The 14827-nt window shown below is 42.7% G+C and carries 17 protein-coding genes and 1 other annotated feature; of the genes, 16 read left to right on the top strand and 1 reads right to left on the bottom strand.

All coding sequences use genetic code 11. The annotated features are described in order from the left end of the window. Window positions 1–2: 2 nt before the first annotated feature. The 16 genes from mutM (at window position 3) to ACJA3J_RS15625 (ending at window position 14215) form a co-directional block, all read left to right on the top strand. A complete protein-coding gene (gene mutM, locus ACJA3J_RS15700) occupies window positions 3–842 on the top strand; it encodes a DNA-formamidopyrimidine glycosylase (protein ID WP_406944566.1) in 840 nt (279 codons plus the stop codon). Between the two features lie 47 nt (window positions 843–889). Next, window positions 890–1492, top strand: coding sequence for a sporulation membrane protein YtaF (gene ytaF / locus ACJA3J_RS15695; RefSeq protein WP_089650556.1), 603 nt, complete (start codon window positions 890–892; stop codon window positions 1490–1492). Between the two features lie 12 nt (window positions 1493–1504). After that, on the top strand, window positions 1505–2104 hold the full coding sequence (coaE, locus tag ACJA3J_RS15690; protein WP_406944565.1) for a dephospho-CoA kinase: 600 nt from the start codon (window positions 1505–1507) through the stop codon (window positions 2102–2104). 131 nt (window positions 2105–2235) lie between these two features. Continuing rightward, a complete protein-coding gene (locus ACJA3J_RS15685; protein WP_406944564.1) occupies window positions 2236–3270 on the top strand; it encodes a glyceraldehyde-3-phosphate dehydrogenase in 1035 nt (344 codons plus the stop codon). A gap of 246 nt (window positions 3271–3516) precedes the next feature. Beyond that, window positions 3517–3894, top strand: coding sequence for an adenosylmethionine decarboxylase (speD, locus tag ACJA3J_RS15680; protein WP_115824217.1), 378 nt, complete (start codon window positions 3517–3519; stop codon window positions 3892–3894). 782 nt (window positions 3895–4676) lie between these two features. Beyond that, window positions 4677–5051 carry a cytosolic protein gene (locus tag ACJA3J_RS15675; RefSeq protein WP_089650560.1) on the top strand — a complete coding sequence of 125 codons (375 nt, stop codon included), beginning with the start codon at window positions 4677–4679 and terminating at the stop codon, window positions 5049–5051. A gap of 38 nt (window positions 5052–5089) precedes the next feature. After that, window positions 5090–5554 carry a transcriptional regulator NrdR gene (gene nrdR, locus ACJA3J_RS15670; RefSeq protein WP_089650561.1) on the top strand — a complete coding sequence of 155 codons (465 nt, stop codon included), beginning with the start codon at window positions 5090–5092 and terminating at the stop codon, window positions 5552–5554. A gap of 133 nt (window positions 5555–5687) precedes the next feature. Next, window positions 5688–7055 carry a replication initiation and membrane attachment family protein gene (locus ACJA3J_RS15665; RefSeq protein WP_406944563.1) on the top strand — a complete coding sequence of 456 codons (1368 nt, stop codon included), beginning with the start codon at window positions 5688–5690 and terminating at the stop codon, window positions 7053–7055. A 14-nt stretch (window positions 7056–7069) separates the two neighbouring features. Beyond that, window positions 7070–8002 (top strand): primosomal protein DnaI, encoded by a 933-nt coding sequence (gene dnaI, locus ACJA3J_RS15660; RefSeq protein WP_115893945.1) that lies wholly within the window; start codon window positions 7070–7072, stop codon window positions 8000–8002. A 178-nt stretch (window positions 8003–8180) separates the two neighbouring features. Further along, entirely contained in the window at window positions 8181–8999 is an 819-nt protein-coding gene (ytxC, locus tag ACJA3J_RS15655) for a sporulation protein YtxC (protein ID WP_089650564.1), read from the top strand. A 328-nt stretch (window positions 9000–9327) separates the two neighbouring features. After that, window positions 9328–11274, top strand: a complete 1947-nt coding sequence (thrS, locus tag ACJA3J_RS15650; RefSeq protein ID WP_089650565.1) for a threonine--tRNA ligase — start codon at window positions 9328–9330, stop codon at window positions 11272–11274. 560 nt (window positions 11275–11834) lie between these two features. Further along, window positions 11835–11958: a sequence feature (ribosomal protein L20 leader region), on the top strand. Window positions 11959–12040: 82 nt separating this feature from the next. Further along, window positions 12041–12544: a translation initiation factor IF-3 gene (gene infC / locus ACJA3J_RS15645; protein WP_089650566.1), complete on the top strand. Its 504-nt coding sequence runs from the start codon at window positions 12041–12043 to the stop codon at window positions 12542–12544. 32 nt (window positions 12545–12576) lie between these two features. Further along, window positions 12577–12774, top strand: coding sequence for a 50S ribosomal protein L35 (gene rpmI, locus ACJA3J_RS15640; RefSeq protein ID WP_079479460.1), 198 nt, complete (start codon window positions 12577–12579; stop codon window positions 12772–12774). 30 nt (window positions 12775–12804) lie between these two features. Continuing rightward, window positions 12805–13161, top strand: coding sequence for a 50S ribosomal protein L20 (gene rplT, locus ACJA3J_RS15635; RefSeq protein ID WP_089650567.1), 357 nt, complete (start codon window positions 12805–12807; stop codon window positions 13159–13161). Window positions 13162–13322: 161 nt separating this feature from the next. Next, window positions 13323–13604 carry a DUF1294 domain-containing protein gene (locus tag ACJA3J_RS15630; protein ID WP_115893948.1) on the top strand — a complete coding sequence of 94 codons (282 nt, stop codon included), beginning with the start codon at window positions 13323–13325 and terminating at the stop codon, window positions 13602–13604. Window positions 13605–13642: 38 nt separating this feature from the next. Further along, complete coding sequence (locus ACJA3J_RS15625) at window positions 13643–14215, top strand: TVP38/TMEM64 family protein (protein WP_115893949.1); 573 nt, start codon at window positions 13643–13645, stop codon at window positions 14213–14215. Window positions 14216–14224: 9 nt separating this feature from the next. On the opposite strand, the gene ACJA3J_RS15620 is transcribed toward ACJA3J_RS15625, so the two are convergent. After that, complete coding sequence (locus tag ACJA3J_RS15620; protein WP_089650569.1) at window positions 14225–14650, bottom strand: sigma-w pathway protein ysdB; 426 nt, start codon at window positions 14648–14650, stop codon at window positions 14225–14227. Window positions 14651–14827: the final 177 nt, after the last annotated feature.

The raw sequence follows: 14827 nt of genomic DNA, 5'->3' as shown, positions 1-14827 counted from the left end.
CGATGCCAGAGTTACCTGAAGTAGAAACAGTCAGAAAAACATTGAAGCATCTCGCTTTAGGAAAAGAGATTGAAAAGGTATCCGTGTTTTGGGGGAATATCATTAAACAACCTCAAGACCCTAAAGAGTTTGAGCAGTTATTGATTGGCCAGACCATTCAAGATATCGATCGGAAAGGGAAGTTTTTAATCTTCCATATGGATGACATTGCACTCGTCTCCCATTTGCGCATGGAAGGAAAGTTTGGTGTTTATGAGGGTGCGACTGAAAAGCCGAAGCATACCCATGTGATCTTTCACTTTACCGATGGAACAGAACTTCGATATAACGATGTGCGTAAATTCGGGACGATGCATGCTTTTCCAAAAGGAATGGAGCTTGAAAATAAACCACTTATTCAATTAGGACCTGATCCATTCAATGAAACTTTCACCGTGGATTATTTCTATGAGAGGCTGAAGAAAACGTCTAGGAATATAAAAGCTGTCTTGCTTGACCAATCGATTGTAGCTGGGCTGGGAAATATTTATGTAGACGAAGCCCTCTTCAGGGCAGGCATTCATCCTGAAAGAATCGCTAATACTTTGACAAAAGCTGAGGTTGAAAAGCTTCGTGAAGCGAGTATTTCCGTTATCCTTGAAGCTATTGACCAGGGCGGAACAACAATTCGTTCTTACTTAAATAGTCAGGGGGAAATCGGAATGTTTCAGCAGAAGCTCCGTGTTTATGGAAAGCAGGATACGGAATGCGTTCAATGTGGCACTCCGATTAAGAAGTTGAAGGTCAGCGGAAGAGGGACTCACATTTGTCCTAAGTGTCAACCTTTACACACTACTAGGTAAACCCCCATATACTATCCCACAGCTTAAGATATGAAGGTGTGGGATGCATGGGGATTGGCATGTTCATTTTTTTATTCGTTACAGCAGTCAGCATCGATAGCTTTGGAATCGGCTGCGTATTAGGTTTGAAAAAGGTCGGCCTTACATTAAGAGGTGTCTTTTTAATTGCGGGTGTCTCTGGGTGTATGTTTCTGTTGTCTTCCTATTTTGGTCATTTACTGGCAGCGGTGGTGGCAGCAGAAGACGCCGAACGCGTCGGGGCACTTGCGTTAATCGGAATCGGTATCTATTTCTTATGGCAGTTTTTTAAGAAAGAGAAGGATAGTGAAGAAAAGAAGGAGCCGTGGCTTAACCCGGCAAAAGTATTGAACGACCCCTTAGCGGCGGATGTGGACCACTCCGGTGGCATCCGCGGAAAAGAAGTATGGCTGCTTGGAGCTGCACTATCCCTCGATACCATTGGAGCTGGAATCAGTGGAGCTCTCATCGGAATTCCTATTTTATTTACAGCGGTTATGATTACCGTAGCGACTTTCTGCATGCTTGGGTGTGGGATTTTGAGCGGCTCCAAGCTTAGTGATAAAGCCGAAAGTTTGTCCATTTTACCTGGAGTGTTACTCATCATTATCGGCTTGATCAAGTTGTCTTAAGGAGGTGTCAGGATGACTTTAGTCATTGGATTAACAGGAAGTATTGCAAGTGGAAAAAGTACTGTAGCTAAGATGTTCCAGGATATGGATATACCTGTCATTGATGCTGATCAAATATCAAGGGATGTCGTGCAACCTGGAGAACCTGCGTATCAAGAAATTGTAGAAACCTTTGGAGAACAGGTGCTTGAAGAAGGCGGGGATCTGGATCGTAAAAAGCTCGGCAAGGTCGTCTTTGCTGACGAGACAAAGCGAAAACAATTGAATGGCATTGTCCACCCTAAAGTAAGGGAAGAGATGATCAGGCGGCGCGAGCAGTATAAGCAGCAACAATATCAAGCGGTCGTCCTGGATATTCCATTGCTGTTCGAAAGCAACTTAACAGATTACGTTGAAAAGATCCTTGTTGTGTATGTGGATGAAAAAACACAATTGGAACGCTTGATGGAAAGAGATCAGTCGGGACGAGAGGATGCTGAAGAGCGGATCCGTGCGCAGATCCCTGTGAAAAAGAAAGCAGAAATGGCGGATGCGGTCATTGATAATACCGGAACGGTTGAGGGAAGTTTACAGCAATTAAATGACATACTCCACGGTTGGGGCATCGTATAATAACACGTCTGGGTAGACGTGTTATTTTTTGTGGAAAGTTTTTGTTCTGTATGTAAAACCGCTTACAATATGTTATACTAATCTAGGAATTGCAGAGTAAAAGTATATCATATATAGGGGGCTGGAACAGCATGGGGAAAACAAAGATTGCAATTAATGGTTTGGGGAGAATTGGTCGCATGGTATTTAGAAAGGCTGTGGCGGATGAATCTATGGATTTGGTAGCCGTTAATGCAAGTTATCCAGCTGAAACAATTGCTCACATGATTAAATACGACAGTGTCCACGGGCGTTTTCAAGGTGAGGTCAATGTCGTTGATGGAGACTTAGTCGTCAATCGGAAAAAAGTGAAGCTGTGTTCAACTAGGAACCCATTGGAGCTGCCATGGGACGAACTGGATGTCGATATTGTAATTGAAGCAACAGGCAAGTTTAAAACGAAAGAAGAAGCAGGTCTTCATTTAGAATCTGGAGCTAAAAAAGTCATCATTACAGCTCCTGGAAAACAAGTGGATGCGACGATTGTGATGGGTGTTAATGAAGAAACATATTTGCCGGACAGTCACGATGTCATCTCAAATGCTTCCTGCACAACTAACTGTCTTGCCCCTGTAGTAAAAGTGTTGGAGGATGAATTTGGCATTGAAAATGGATTGATGACAACCGTCCATGCCTTTACCAATGATCAGAAGAATTTAGATAACCCACATAAAGACTTACGTAGGGCACGCGGGTGTACTCAATCCATCATCCCTACATCTACAGGAGCAGCTAAAGCCTTAGGGGAAGTGATTCCGACTCTTCAAGGGAAATTGAATGGTATGGCTTTGCGCGTACCGACTCCGAATGTATCTCTTGTTGATCTTGTCGTCGATTTAAAAAGGGAAGTGACGGCAGATGAAGTGAATGAGACCTTTGCGAAAATGGCTGAGGGTGGAATGAAAGGAATATTGGAATACAGTGAAGAGCCACTCGTTTCCATCGATTACACGACTTCCTCATCCTCAGCGATCATAGATGGGTTGTCTACACAAGTCATTGATGACCGTAAAGTAAAAGTACTGGCATGGTATGATAATGAGTGGGGATATTCCTGCCGTGTGGTAGACCTTGCTAAGTATGTCGGTAACATGATGAAACAAGAAAAAGAGGCCCGAGTGTCATAAACAACTCGAATCCTGTTGTATCTGAGTCCCCAGGGGGCGGCAAGAAGTGTTGTGCAAAAGCCAGTAAAATATTTCTTGCAAATTAGGGGTAAACCATATATACTTTCTCTTGAACTTCTGAATTTCATATAAATTCATGTCTACTCAAAGGGTTAGGACCTCTCAGGACTAACTTTCCCCCGTGGTAGTTCATGGCTGTTATTTCAGAGGTATTGAAGAGTGAATGTACAAAGGGGGATCCTTAATATGGATACAATGGGAAGACACGTAATTGCTGAATTATGGAATTGTAATGAAGAAAAATTGAACGATATGTCGTATATAGAACAAGTCTTTGTAGATGCTGCTCTTAAAGCTGGTGCGGAAGTACGAGAAGTCGCTTTTCATAAATTCGCCCCCCACGGAGTTAGTGGAGTGGTCATCATTTCTGAATCGCACTTGACGATTCATAGTTTTCCAGAACATGGCTATGCAAGTATTGATGTTTATACATGCGGAGATCGCATTGATCCTAATGTCGCCGCTCAGTACATCGTTGATGCACTAGAAGCGGGGAAAAATGAAACGGTAGAAGTACCAAGAGGAATGGGACCTGTAGAAGTACAGCAGTCTCGCGCTCTATAATAGGAAGAAGCCACGCAGCTCCAAACGCGTGGCTTCTTTTTCATTATAAGACTCAAAGCCCATTTTTTTTTATTAATTAATCAGTATTAAAGTAAATGACAGGATTGTGGAAGACTCGATTTCGAGACTTTTCGGGGTTCGTTTGCCGTGTTGAGCGTTAGTCGTGTCTCCCATGTCGATTCCGCATTTGAACACTTTCCTGTGGGGGGAGCGCCGAGCTTCCTCGGACTTCGTCCTGCGGGATCTCGTCTATCTCCTTCTCCCCCGGGAGTCTCGCCGCTTCCCAACCACCCCATTCCATGAAGGTGAGAAACGAACCCCTTTCCTGTGAGAGGGTGCCTTCCACTATCCTGGTGTTATAAACATAAAGCGCTCTATAACAAGCTTTTCGTATGTAGAATAGCGTCCTTAGGAGTTCTTTCCCCTTCAATTACCATGGGCATAAAAGCAGCTTATTCCGGAAGTGGTTTCGAGATACTTATATGGCAAAGGGGCGGAGGGAAATGGCGAGACTCCTGCGGGAAAAAAGTGCATGGTGAGACCCCACAGGACGCAGTCCGAGGAGGCTCACCGCGCTCCCGCGGAAAGCGAGCCATTCCCCGCAGCCCCCATCCACTCAACAAAAGTCTCGAAACTGAGTCTTCCACAATAGGGAGCTTATGCGGAATATGGGACTGGGGGGTTATTAGGGACCCATTGGTTTCAATAATCATTTCTTATTTTCCTAAGTCATGTTAAAATAAAGGGAGATAATGTCGAATGAAATTGAAGGGGTTAGGTAAGTGAAAGCATTTATTTCCAGGTATTTCAGCAAACATTCAGAAACGAGTGAAGAGCATAAGGATTCTGCGCTTGTCACACACTATTATAAAGCAAAACATGATGATCTCTTCCGTGCTGTGGAAGGACTTTTTTCGTCACCTTCAGAAATTGTAGCAAGTTCTAAGGAACGTGGAGAACTGACCGTCAAATATAAAGGCAATAGACGCGCGTTTATAGTGGCGACGATCATCATGGTCCGTCCTTTTCGAACAGCCGTTGACTTTTCTGTCACAACGGACTCAGGAGGTCCTGTTGATTTTGGGTACAGCCGGAATCTAATCGTTCAGCTTTATCAAAAATTGGACAGTCAGTTCACAACGGTGGATCCTTCCTGAGTACTGCCGAAAAGAAGATGATGTGGAGTTGATCATACGTGAAGTGCCCGAATTGCCACTATAAAAGTACAAAAGTCCTTGATTCCAGGCCAATCGAAGAAGGACAGGCGATCAGACGACGCAGAGAGTGCGAACAATGCCAATTCAGGTTCACAACTTTTGAACGGATAGAAGAAGTTCCGCTGATCGTTGTGAAAAAAGAAGGCACAAGAGAAGAGTTCAGTCGTGAAAAATTGATGCGTGGACTGATTCGTGCTTGTGAAAAGAGACCGGTGGCCGTGGAGGAACTGGAACGAGTGACCATGGATATCGAAAAGGAATTAAGAAATCGTGGCGTTTCTGAAGTCATGAGTGAAGATATCGGTGAAATGGTGATGGAGCGTCTGTCTGACATTGATGAAGTTGCTTATGTTCGTTTTGCTTCTGTATATCGACAGTTCAAGGACATCAATGTTTTCATCGACGAATTAAAGGAATTAATTAAACATGAAGACAATGAATGAGCCTGTTCCGGCTCATTTTCTTTTTCTAGGATTACAGTTTTAGGGGCCATTTTTGTTTGAGATATGAAAAGAATCTTGGTTTCCTGTTTGAAATAGAATGAATAAGCTTTAACGATTGAAGGAGGTGGAGGCGGTGAGTTACTCTATTGGCAAACTTCTCCCTGTAGACGGTTTTAAAATTATTCGTAATGGAGAGTTGCCTCGAAGTTTTCATCGTTCCTTGTCACATTTATACCAGCCGATTGTAGGGAGGTTGGCGGTCTCGCTTTATCATGTCCTTATATCGGAATCGGATATGGTTGAAGGGGATCAGGTGCAGTCTCACCATACATTGATGTCTTACCTTTCTGCCCCTTTGGACAAAATTTATGAGGCAAGGGGGAAACTGGAGGCTATCGGACTATTACGGACGTTCCGCTCAATTGATGAAGATCAACAGGCGGTATATCTTTACTCTGTGCGCCCTCCTTTTTCTCCTGAAGAGTTCTTTCTTGATGATATGCTCTCTTTGTTGCTGCATTATGAGTTGGGTAAGGAAAAGTATGGGCGCTTACAAAGCCGTTTGTTGAACGCCAGACAAACGCTTGATGGTTTTACTGAAGTTACCGCGACTTTTGATGAAGTCTTCCATAACAAAATGATTGAAACTGTCCAAAGAGAAACTGAAACCATTGCAAAGCAGCAGAAACATCAACCAGAATCCAGAGGGCCGGTAGCATCCATGGATCGAGTGGACTTCCACTGGCTGAACCATGCATTAAAAAAGCGAATGTATCCATCAGAACAAATATTAAATGGGCGCAACAAGAAGTTGATTGTTCAATTGGCGACGTTGTATGATCTTTCAAACACTGAGCTGGAAAAAGCGGTCACCTGGGCCATTGATGAAAATCATTACTTAGTGGAAGAAGAGTTGAAGGCAGCTTGTCATGATTTTATGAAGGAACAAAAGAATGACAGACAGAGAGATTCAGCTCTAGATCGCAGAGAGAAAATGAAAGTGGAAAACACGTCAACAAATGGGACAAAAGAGGATCAGTTCATTCAAATGCTTGAGGAAATCTCTCCTAGGGAATTGCTTGAAGATGTATCCAATGGTAACCGTGCGTCTGAACAAGATTTGAAAATGATTCGTGACGTGATGACAGAACAAGGAATTGAACCAGGAGTCATGAATGTACTCGTCCATTACGTCCTATTAAAAACCGATATGAAATTGTCGAAGCCTTACCTTGAGAAAATCGCAAGTCACTGGGCGAGAAAAAATGTAACGACCGTGAGACAAGCGATGAACCTAGCCAAGGCCGAGCATCAGAAATACCAGCAATGGGGAAAACAGAAGTCTCAAAAGCGTAAAAACCAAAAAGAAGAAGTCATCCCAGCCTGGTTCAAACAACAAGAGGCTCCTCAGCATGAGAAACATGAAAAGCAAGAAGCAGCACAAGTCAATACTGATGATATAGCGGCAAGGATAAAAAGATTGACGAACAAAGGTAATTAAAAGGGGGGATAACAATGGAACCAATTCAACAATCATTAAAAAAATGGATGCGTAACAACGAGCAGTTTCAAAAAAGAATGAATCATATGAAAGCAGAAGTTATGGAATCCTCGGAAGTTAAAAAGTTGATGCAGGAGCATGAAGAGTTAACGGAAGAAGCGATAGAGAAACAGTTGATTAAACTCTATGAATACCGTACTCAGTCAAAAAACTGTGAGAAATGCCCAACACGTGAAGAGTGTATCAATATCCTTCCCGGTTACGTTCCAAGAGTAGAAATGGAAGGTTCTGATGTGAAGTTGATTTATGATAAATGTCGCCGTCAACGGAAACATGAACAGCAGGAAGAGCAAAAATCTTTAGTGAGAAGTCTCCATATGCCACGTGAAATCCTTGAGGCTTCATTAGAACGAATGGATCTTCAAGACCCGGATCGAGGAGCTGCGGTGGAACGAACTGTCCAATATATTGAAGGTCTTAATGATGAACTGCCAAGTAAGGGATTGTACTTTCATGGCCCGTTTGGTGTGGGGAAAACTTATTTCCTTGGAGCTATCGCAAATGAACTAAGCTCAAAAAATATCCCTTCTATGGTCATCTATATGCCGGAATTTGTAAGAGAAATTAAAGCATCAATCAAAGACGATTCCATGAATGAAAAGATTGAAGCATTCAAAGAAATTCCTGTACTCATGCTTGATGATATAGGTGCAGAATCTCAATCTGCGTGGTTTAGAGATGAGGTACTCGGAAGTATTCTCCACTACCGAATGATGGAAAGACTTCCGGTTTTCTTCACTTCTAACTACAATTTGAACGAGTTGGAGAAAGTGTTGATGACGAGTAACCGCGGAGATGTAGAACAAGTAAAAGCAAAAAGAATTACAGAGCGGATCCGCCAACTGAGTGAAGGGGTCCACGTGAATGGGCGGAATAGACGAGGATAAAGATTACAAAACGGAAGACAATAGCATGATTCCCTCTCTTGTCACATAAATATAACAGGGAACAGCCAACTTTATGTCATAGGTGCGTCATCTTTTAATGGCTGATTTTCAGGGCTGGCCCCTGAGGTCTTCCATTGAACATAGAAGTTGAGTGAAGTCGGGACGAGGGGGAATTTTGGTGTTTTGCATTCATTTTTCTAATCGTACGGAAGCGATCCTATTCTATAATGCGATTGTCTCGGAACAAAAACTTTGGATTTTCAAGGAACACAAAGACGGGTTTGATGTGAAGTTGATGAATGCTTCATTGAGTGGAGCGGCTTATGTTGAGGCGATTCGGGCCTTTTTACAAGTAATCCGGAAAAGGAAAATGCTCGGATGGATGGAAGGCGTTTTGAAACATCGGTACTATTATGAGGACGCACAAGAAGTTCAACGAATGCTTGAAATTGGACAAGACTTCGAAGATAAACCACCCGCGGGACTCCAACTTCCACCGATTTACCACTATTTACGCGCTTTTATTCAGGATTATTTGATCGCTAGAAGTTATGTGGAATTTGATGAACTCAGTGCTGCTTGTTTGCAATCCGTCCATGAATCGCTTATTGAATATACAGGGAAAATCATTGATGAATATAAACAAGAAGAGTCCTATCAACTGTTGGTGGATTCATGGCGTCACCGTGTCCATCATAAAGACACAGGCGTTCAGTTGCTTCATCTGCTTGATGATGGTCGTTTAACCTACTACCATGATGAAGGAAACCCGATTAGTGAATCGGAAACAAGGTTGTACATGAAGCAATATCCGGATGATTGTATTGCTCATCTGCCGATTGAATGGCCGGTTACACCAGCTCTTGCTCATGCACCTGATGAGTTGATCATCTATTCGGATGAAACGGACCATTCAAACTTAGAGTTATTGATGAATATATTTGAAGAAAAAGCTTCATGGAGGCCTAAATCACAATTTCCTTTTAAAATGGGTTGATTTCCTTTTCCTAAATGGATATAATAACGTACATATCTAAACAACGGCTTGGAAAAGGACACGAACATAAAGTGACGCAAGACCAGAGAGAGGAGCCATCGGCTGGAAGCTCCTTGTTGACGGCTTTAATGTTTACCACCTTGGAGCTCTGTCTGTGAACATGTGATTAGTAATAGACAGCGTCTGATCCGCGTTAAGGAGAATGAAGCCGCATCGTCTTACTTTGCGGGAATTTGGGTGGAACCACGAGTGATAACGCTCGTCCCTTAGCTTATATGCTGAGGGACGGGCGTTTTTTATATTTATTTTAGATAAAGGAGTGTTAAACATGTCGAATGCGATTCAAATCAAATTTCCAGACGGTAACATTAAGGAGTTTGAGAGAGGTACGACAGGTGAAGAAATCGCACAATCGATCTCCCCTGGCTTGAAAAAACAAGCCCTGGCGATCAAATTAGACGGCGAACCTTATGATTTAAGAAGACCGATTGAACAAGATGGTGCGATTGAAATCTTGACATATAAAAACCCAGAAGGTCTGGAAGTGGTCCGCCACTCTTCCGCTCACTTGATGGCGCAGGCGATTAAACGTCTATATGGCAATGTGAAGCTTGGTGTTGGTCCAGTGATCGAAAACGGATTTTATTATGATATCGACATGGAAGAGTCCCTTACACCAGAGGACCTTCCGAAGATCGAAAAAGAAATGCAGCGCATCGTCGATGAGAATTTAGAAATCGAACGCATCGAACTTTCACGTGAAGAAGCGATTGAAAAGTATAAAGAGATCGGTGACGATTTGAAACTTGAGCTGATCGAAGCAATCCCTGCAGGGGAACAAGTGACAATTTATCAGCAGGGAGAATTTTTCGATCTTTGCCGCGGGGTTCATGTTCCGCAAACAAGTAAAATCAAAGTCTTCAAGCTGTTAAGCATTTCTGGTGCATACTGGCGTGGAGACAGCGATAATCAAATGCTGCAGCGTATTTATGGTACAGCTTTTGAAAAGAAAGCCCATCTTGATGAGTACCTGAAAATGCTTGAAGAAGCAAAAGAAAGAGATCATCGTAAGTTAGGAAAAGAACTCGATATTTTTACAGTCAATCAAAAGGTTGGTCAAGGGCTGCCGATGTGGCTTCCGAAAGGAGCTACAATTCGTCGTACAATTGAACGATACATTGTAGATACAGAGGAACGTCTTGGGTATGATCACGTTTACACACCTGTTCTTGGAAGTGTAGATTTGTATAAAACAAGTGGACACTGGGATCATTATCAGGATGACATGTTCCCAACAATGGAAATGGATAATGAAGATCTCGTCCTTCGTCCAATGAACTGTCCACACCATATGATGATTTACAAAAATCAATTGCACAGCTACCGTAATCTTCCCGTACGTATTGCCGAGCTCGGCATGATGCACCGCTACGAAATGTCCGGCGCACTTGCAGGATTGCAGCGTGTACGTGCGATGACATTGAATGACGCCCATATCTTCGCTCGTCCAGATCAATTGAAGGATGAATTCAAACGTGTGGTTCGTCTTGTGCAGGAAGTGTATCGTGACTTTGGGATCAATGATTACTACTTCCGTCTTTCTTATAGAGATCCTGAGGACAAAGAGAAGTATGTCGACAATGATGCGATGTGGGATAAAGCTCAGGCGATGTTGAAAGAAACAATGGAAGATATGGAGCTTGAGTATGTAGAAGCAGAAGGGGAAGCGGCCTTCTACGGTCCAAAACTCGATGTTCAAGTGAAGACAGCTCTTGGAAAAGATGAAACATTATCTACTGTTCAGCTCGACTTCCACCTGCCGGAGCGTTTCGATCTGACATACGTTGGAGAAGATGGAGAAGATCACCGTCCGGTTGTTATTCACCGTGGAGTGGTATCAACAATGGAACGCTTTGTTGCTTTTCTTATTGAAGAGTATAAAGGCGTATTCCCAACTTGGCTGGCTCCTGTCCAGGCGAAAATCATCCCTGTATCCGCAGATGTGCACCTTGATTATGCGAAGAAACTTGAAGATGAGTTGCGTGAAGCAGGCGTGCGTGTTGAAGTCGATGAGCGTAATGAAAAGATCGGTTACAAGATCCGTGAAGCTCAAATGCAAAAAATTCCGTTCCAGCTTGTGGTTGGTGACAAAGAAATTCAAGACAATGCTGTCAACGTCCGTCGTTACGGAGAACAAGATTCCGCAACAAAACCACTGGATACATTCAAACAGGAAATCCGCAACGAAATCGACCAAAAACTACTACGCAAGTAAAAGAACAAAACCCGAAAGCCTCCTAAAAGGCTTTCGGGTTTTGCTTTTTCCATATTTATTTCGCTATTATGGGAAGGTGCCGTCCACTATCCTGGTGTTATAAGCGTAAAGCACTCTATAACAAGCTTTTCGCATGCTAAATAGCGTCCTTAGGAGTTCATTCCCTTCCAAATTACCATGTGCATAAAAGCAGCTTAATCCGGAAGTGGTTTCGAGATACCATAAAGGCAAAGGGGCGGAGGGGAATGGGGAGACTCCTGCGGGAAAAAAGTGCAGGGTGAGACCCCGCAGAGCGAAGCTCGAGGAGGCTCACCGCGCCCCCGCGGAAAGCGAGCCATTGCCCGCAGCCCCCATGCGCTCACCAAAAGTCTCGAAACTTAGTCTTTCACAAACAAGAGCTATAGTGGAAGAAGGTGGATGGTGAGTCCTGGCTAAAAAAGCCTTGATTTTTGCGGGTGCATGCCTTATCCTAGTTTAAGTAGTCATGTCGGCGGAGTTTAGTTGTTGACATGCATCATAAGGCATGCTATTATAATTTAGGTAACTGAATGAACGGATCTAGAGACAAGTAGGAGCACCCGCTTCTCACCTGATCGACGCACAGCGCAGTTGGCAGGTCACTTATTCCTTTGATTATTAGGAGTCGTGTGGGTGCAGTATGTGTACCGACACTTTTTTTATTTGCATCAGGAAATCTTGTCGATGACAGATCTCATATAAGTTTTCTAAAATTTGTTGGAGGTGGCTCGATATTAGCAAGGATAACATGAACGTTAATGAGAAAATCCGTGCCCGTGAAGTTCGTCTGATCGACGTAAATGGTGAGCAACTTGGAGTTAAACCACGTAATGAAGCTTTAGATATCGCAGCGAATGCGAATCTTGATCTTGTTATGGTAGCGCCAAATGCGAAGCCTCCGGTTTGCCGAGTGATGGACTACGGAAAGTATCGTTTCGAGCAGCAGAAGAAAGAAAAAGAAGCTCGTAAGAAACAAACCGTCATCAAAGTCAAGGAAGTTCGTCTCAGCCCTGGGATTGAAGACCATGACTTCAACACGAAACTGCGTAACGCGCGTAAGTTCTTGGAGAAAGGTGACAAAGTGAAGGCATCTGTCCGTTTCCGCGGTCGTGCAATCACTCACAAAGAACTTGGACAAAAAGTACTTGAACGCATGGCGGATGAGTGCAAAGACATTGCCCAAGTTGAGACCAAGCCTAAAATGGAAGGTCGTAGTATGTTCTTAATGCTTGCTCCTCTTAACGAGAAGTAAGGAATTGTATCAAGTTAAAGGAGGAAATTCACATGCCAAAAATGAAAACCCATAAAGGTTCTCAAAAACGCTTCAAAAAGACTGGAACAGGTAAGGTGAAACGTTCTCACGCTTACACTAGCCACTTGTTCGCGAACAAATCTACAAAACAAAAGCGTAAGTTGCGTAAAGATGCACTAGTTTCTGCTGGAGACTACCGCCGCATCAAGCACATGCTTCCAAACGACTAATATACATTGATTTAAATAGGAGGGATTACCATGCCACGAGTAAAAGGTGGAACAGTGACACGCCAACGTCGTAACCGTGTCCTTAAACTAGCAAAAGGTTATTATGGTTCAAAACATGCACTATTCAAAACTGCAAAACAACAAGTAATGAAATCCGGTCAGTATGCTTACCGTGACCGTCGTCAGAAAAAGCGCGACTTCCGTAAGCTATGGATCGCTCGTATCAACGCTGCAGCGCGTTTGAACGACATCTCTTACAGCCGTCTAATGCACGGTTTGAAGCTTGCAGGTGTTGAAGTTAACCGTAAGATGCTAGCTGATCTTGCTGTAAACGATGAGCAAGGTTTCGCAAGCCTAGCAGAGCAAGCTAAATCTGCTCTTAAGTAATAAAATGACAATGATAAAGAACCATTTCCGATCGGTAGGAAATGGTTCTTTTTTATATTCAGAAACCTATGGATTTACATAATAAGTGATCCAGCATTTTGGAAGACTCAGTTTCGGGACGTTTGTGGAGCAAATGGTATTTAGGAGGAAGGAGTATTATTATGGATGTTGTTATTCTTGTTGGAATGTATGGAATCGTCATTAACCTAATCCTTTTCATTATGATGGGGATAGATAAACGTCGGTCTAAAAGAGGATCTTGGCGGATTGAAGAAAAGAAACTCTGGGGAATAGCTTTAGCCGGGGGGGCTCTTGGAGGGTGGATTGGCATGAGTGTATTTAGGCATAAAACGAAACATACTTCGTTCAAACTTGGTTTTTCTCTCATTACCCTTTTATATATCGCAGGAATGGCCTACCTGTTGAATCGGTTCTATCTCTAACCGCTCTGTCATATTATGTAGACAGGGAGGGGGATGAGATGGGCGAAACAACAAGTACCATTTTTGCATGGTTAGAACATCAAGAAGCCTGGGCACCGCTCTTATTCATTGCTATTCATTTATTACGACCATTTTTGTTTTTACCTGTTATGCTCGTTTGTATTACGGGTGGCGTTTTATTTGGGCCTATTGCTGGAAGTGCGTATTCGGTGGTGGGTACAATGCTCTCGAGTTTATTGTTTTATCGCACCATCAGGCTCGTTCCTTCTGGCTTAAAGAAATTGAGGTCGTTAAAAGGAAAATGGTTGAAGAAAAACTCTCATTTGACGGTAAAACAAGTCGCAATACTAAGACTTGTACCTTTTATTCATTTTCATTTACTTTCCTATTGTTTATTGGAAATTAGCGCAGACTTTAAAGAATATGCGAAGTCATCATTATTTGCAAACTTACCCTTAGCCGTCGTTTATACATCTGTCGGACAATGGATTTCCTTATTTTCCGTCCCGATGATGTTCCTTTTTTCGGGAGCTTTAATTGGCGTGTGCTTTTTGATACGAAAAAAATACGAAGTGTTTCTCTGGAGAGATTTCTTCCAGACGAGTCCATAAACGAAAGCCTCACTCAAAGGAGTGGGGCTTTTTTTCATCGTGATTTTTTAATGGCTGAATGATCAAACGGTTCATCGGGTATTTCCACTCGATGGAAGCATAAGGGTAGCGAATCAAGATTTCTTTTTCCATAAAGTAAAGATCCTCCCTGTCTAGACCTTGTAACCTTTCAGGGTTGTGTACACTCACACTGATGTTGATCACCTCAAACGAATCCTCAGTGGTCCCTAAGTACTTCTCTCCTTCAAAAACATGTCCTTTTAGAGTCATTAAAAAGTTTTCTTTCGTATTCTCCTTGTTATCATGAAAGTAAAATTGTTTCTTGTCTCTGGCAAGCTCTAATTTTCTCCTTGGATTGACGATGAATTTATAGGCGGTATAAATAATGAAGGCTATGGCAATCAGTAAGAGTAACCGGAATAATAGGATGATCATTTCTTTCATCTCCCTGTAAACTGTTCTTTTGCTTCCATACGTATGAACGTATCCTTTTGTTTCAAAAAATGATACATTTAATGAGAAAATTTTTAAATAGTTAGATGCTGATTATTAAAGTATATGGCAGGATTCTTGAAGTCTCAGTTTCGAGATGGTTATTGAGTGGATGGGGCT

Origin of the sequence: Halobacillus sp. SY10, assembly GCF_045401165.1 — a bacterium.
GTDB lineage: Bacteria > Bacillota > Bacilli > Bacillales > Halobacillaceae > Halobacillus > Halobacillus aidingensis.
This window is presented reverse-complemented; position numbering and strand designations above follow the sequence as displayed.

Excerpts from the sequence above, each read along its gene's own strand:
- mutM (WP_406944566.1), top strand. The coding sequence starts at position 3 with ATGCCAGAGTTACCTGAAGTAGAAACAGTCAGAAAAACATTGAAGCAT.
- ytaF (WP_089650556.1), top strand. The coding sequence starts at position 890 with ATGGGGATTGGCATGTTCATTTTTTTATTCGTTACAGCAGTCAGCATC.
- coaE (WP_406944565.1), top strand. The coding sequence starts at position 1,505 with ATGACTTTAGTCATTGGATTAACAGGAAGTATTGCAAGTGGAAAAAGT.
- ACJA3J_RS15685 (WP_406944564.1), top strand. The coding sequence starts at position 2,236 with ATGGGGAAAACAAAGATTGCAATTAATGGTTTGGGGAGAATTGGTCGC.
- speD (WP_115824217.1), top strand. The coding sequence starts at position 3,517 with ATGGATACAATGGGAAGACACGTAATTGCTGAATTATGGAATTGTAAT.
- dnaI (WP_115893945.1), top strand. The coding sequence starts at position 7,070 with ATGGAACCAATTCAACAATCATTAAAAAAATGGATGCGTAACAACGAG.
- thrS (WP_089650565.1), top strand. The coding sequence starts at position 9,328 with ATGTCGAATGCGATTCAAATCAAATTTCCAGACGGTAACATTAAGGAG.
- infC (WP_089650566.1), top strand. The coding sequence starts at position 12,041 with ATGAACGTTAATGAGAAAATCCGTGCCCGTGAAGTTCGTCTGATCGAC.
- rpmI (WP_079479460.1), top strand. The coding sequence starts at position 12,577 with ATGCCAAAAATGAAAACCCATAAAGGTTCTCAAAAACGCTTCAAAAAG.
- rplT (WP_089650567.1), top strand. The coding sequence starts at position 12,805 with ATGCCACGAGTAAAAGGTGGAACAGTGACACGCCAACGTCGTAACCGT.
- ACJA3J_RS15630 (WP_115893948.1), top strand. The coding sequence starts at position 13,323 with ATGGATGTTGTTATTCTTGTTGGAATGTATGGAATCGTCATTAACCTA.
- ACJA3J_RS15625 (WP_115893949.1), top strand. The coding sequence starts at position 13,643 with ATGGGCGAAACAACAAGTACCATTTTTGCATGGTTAGAACATCAAGAA.
- ACJA3J_RS15620 (WP_089650569.1), bottom strand. The coding sequence starts at position 14,650 with ATGATCATCCTATTATTCCGGTTACTCTTACTGATTGCCATAGCCTTC.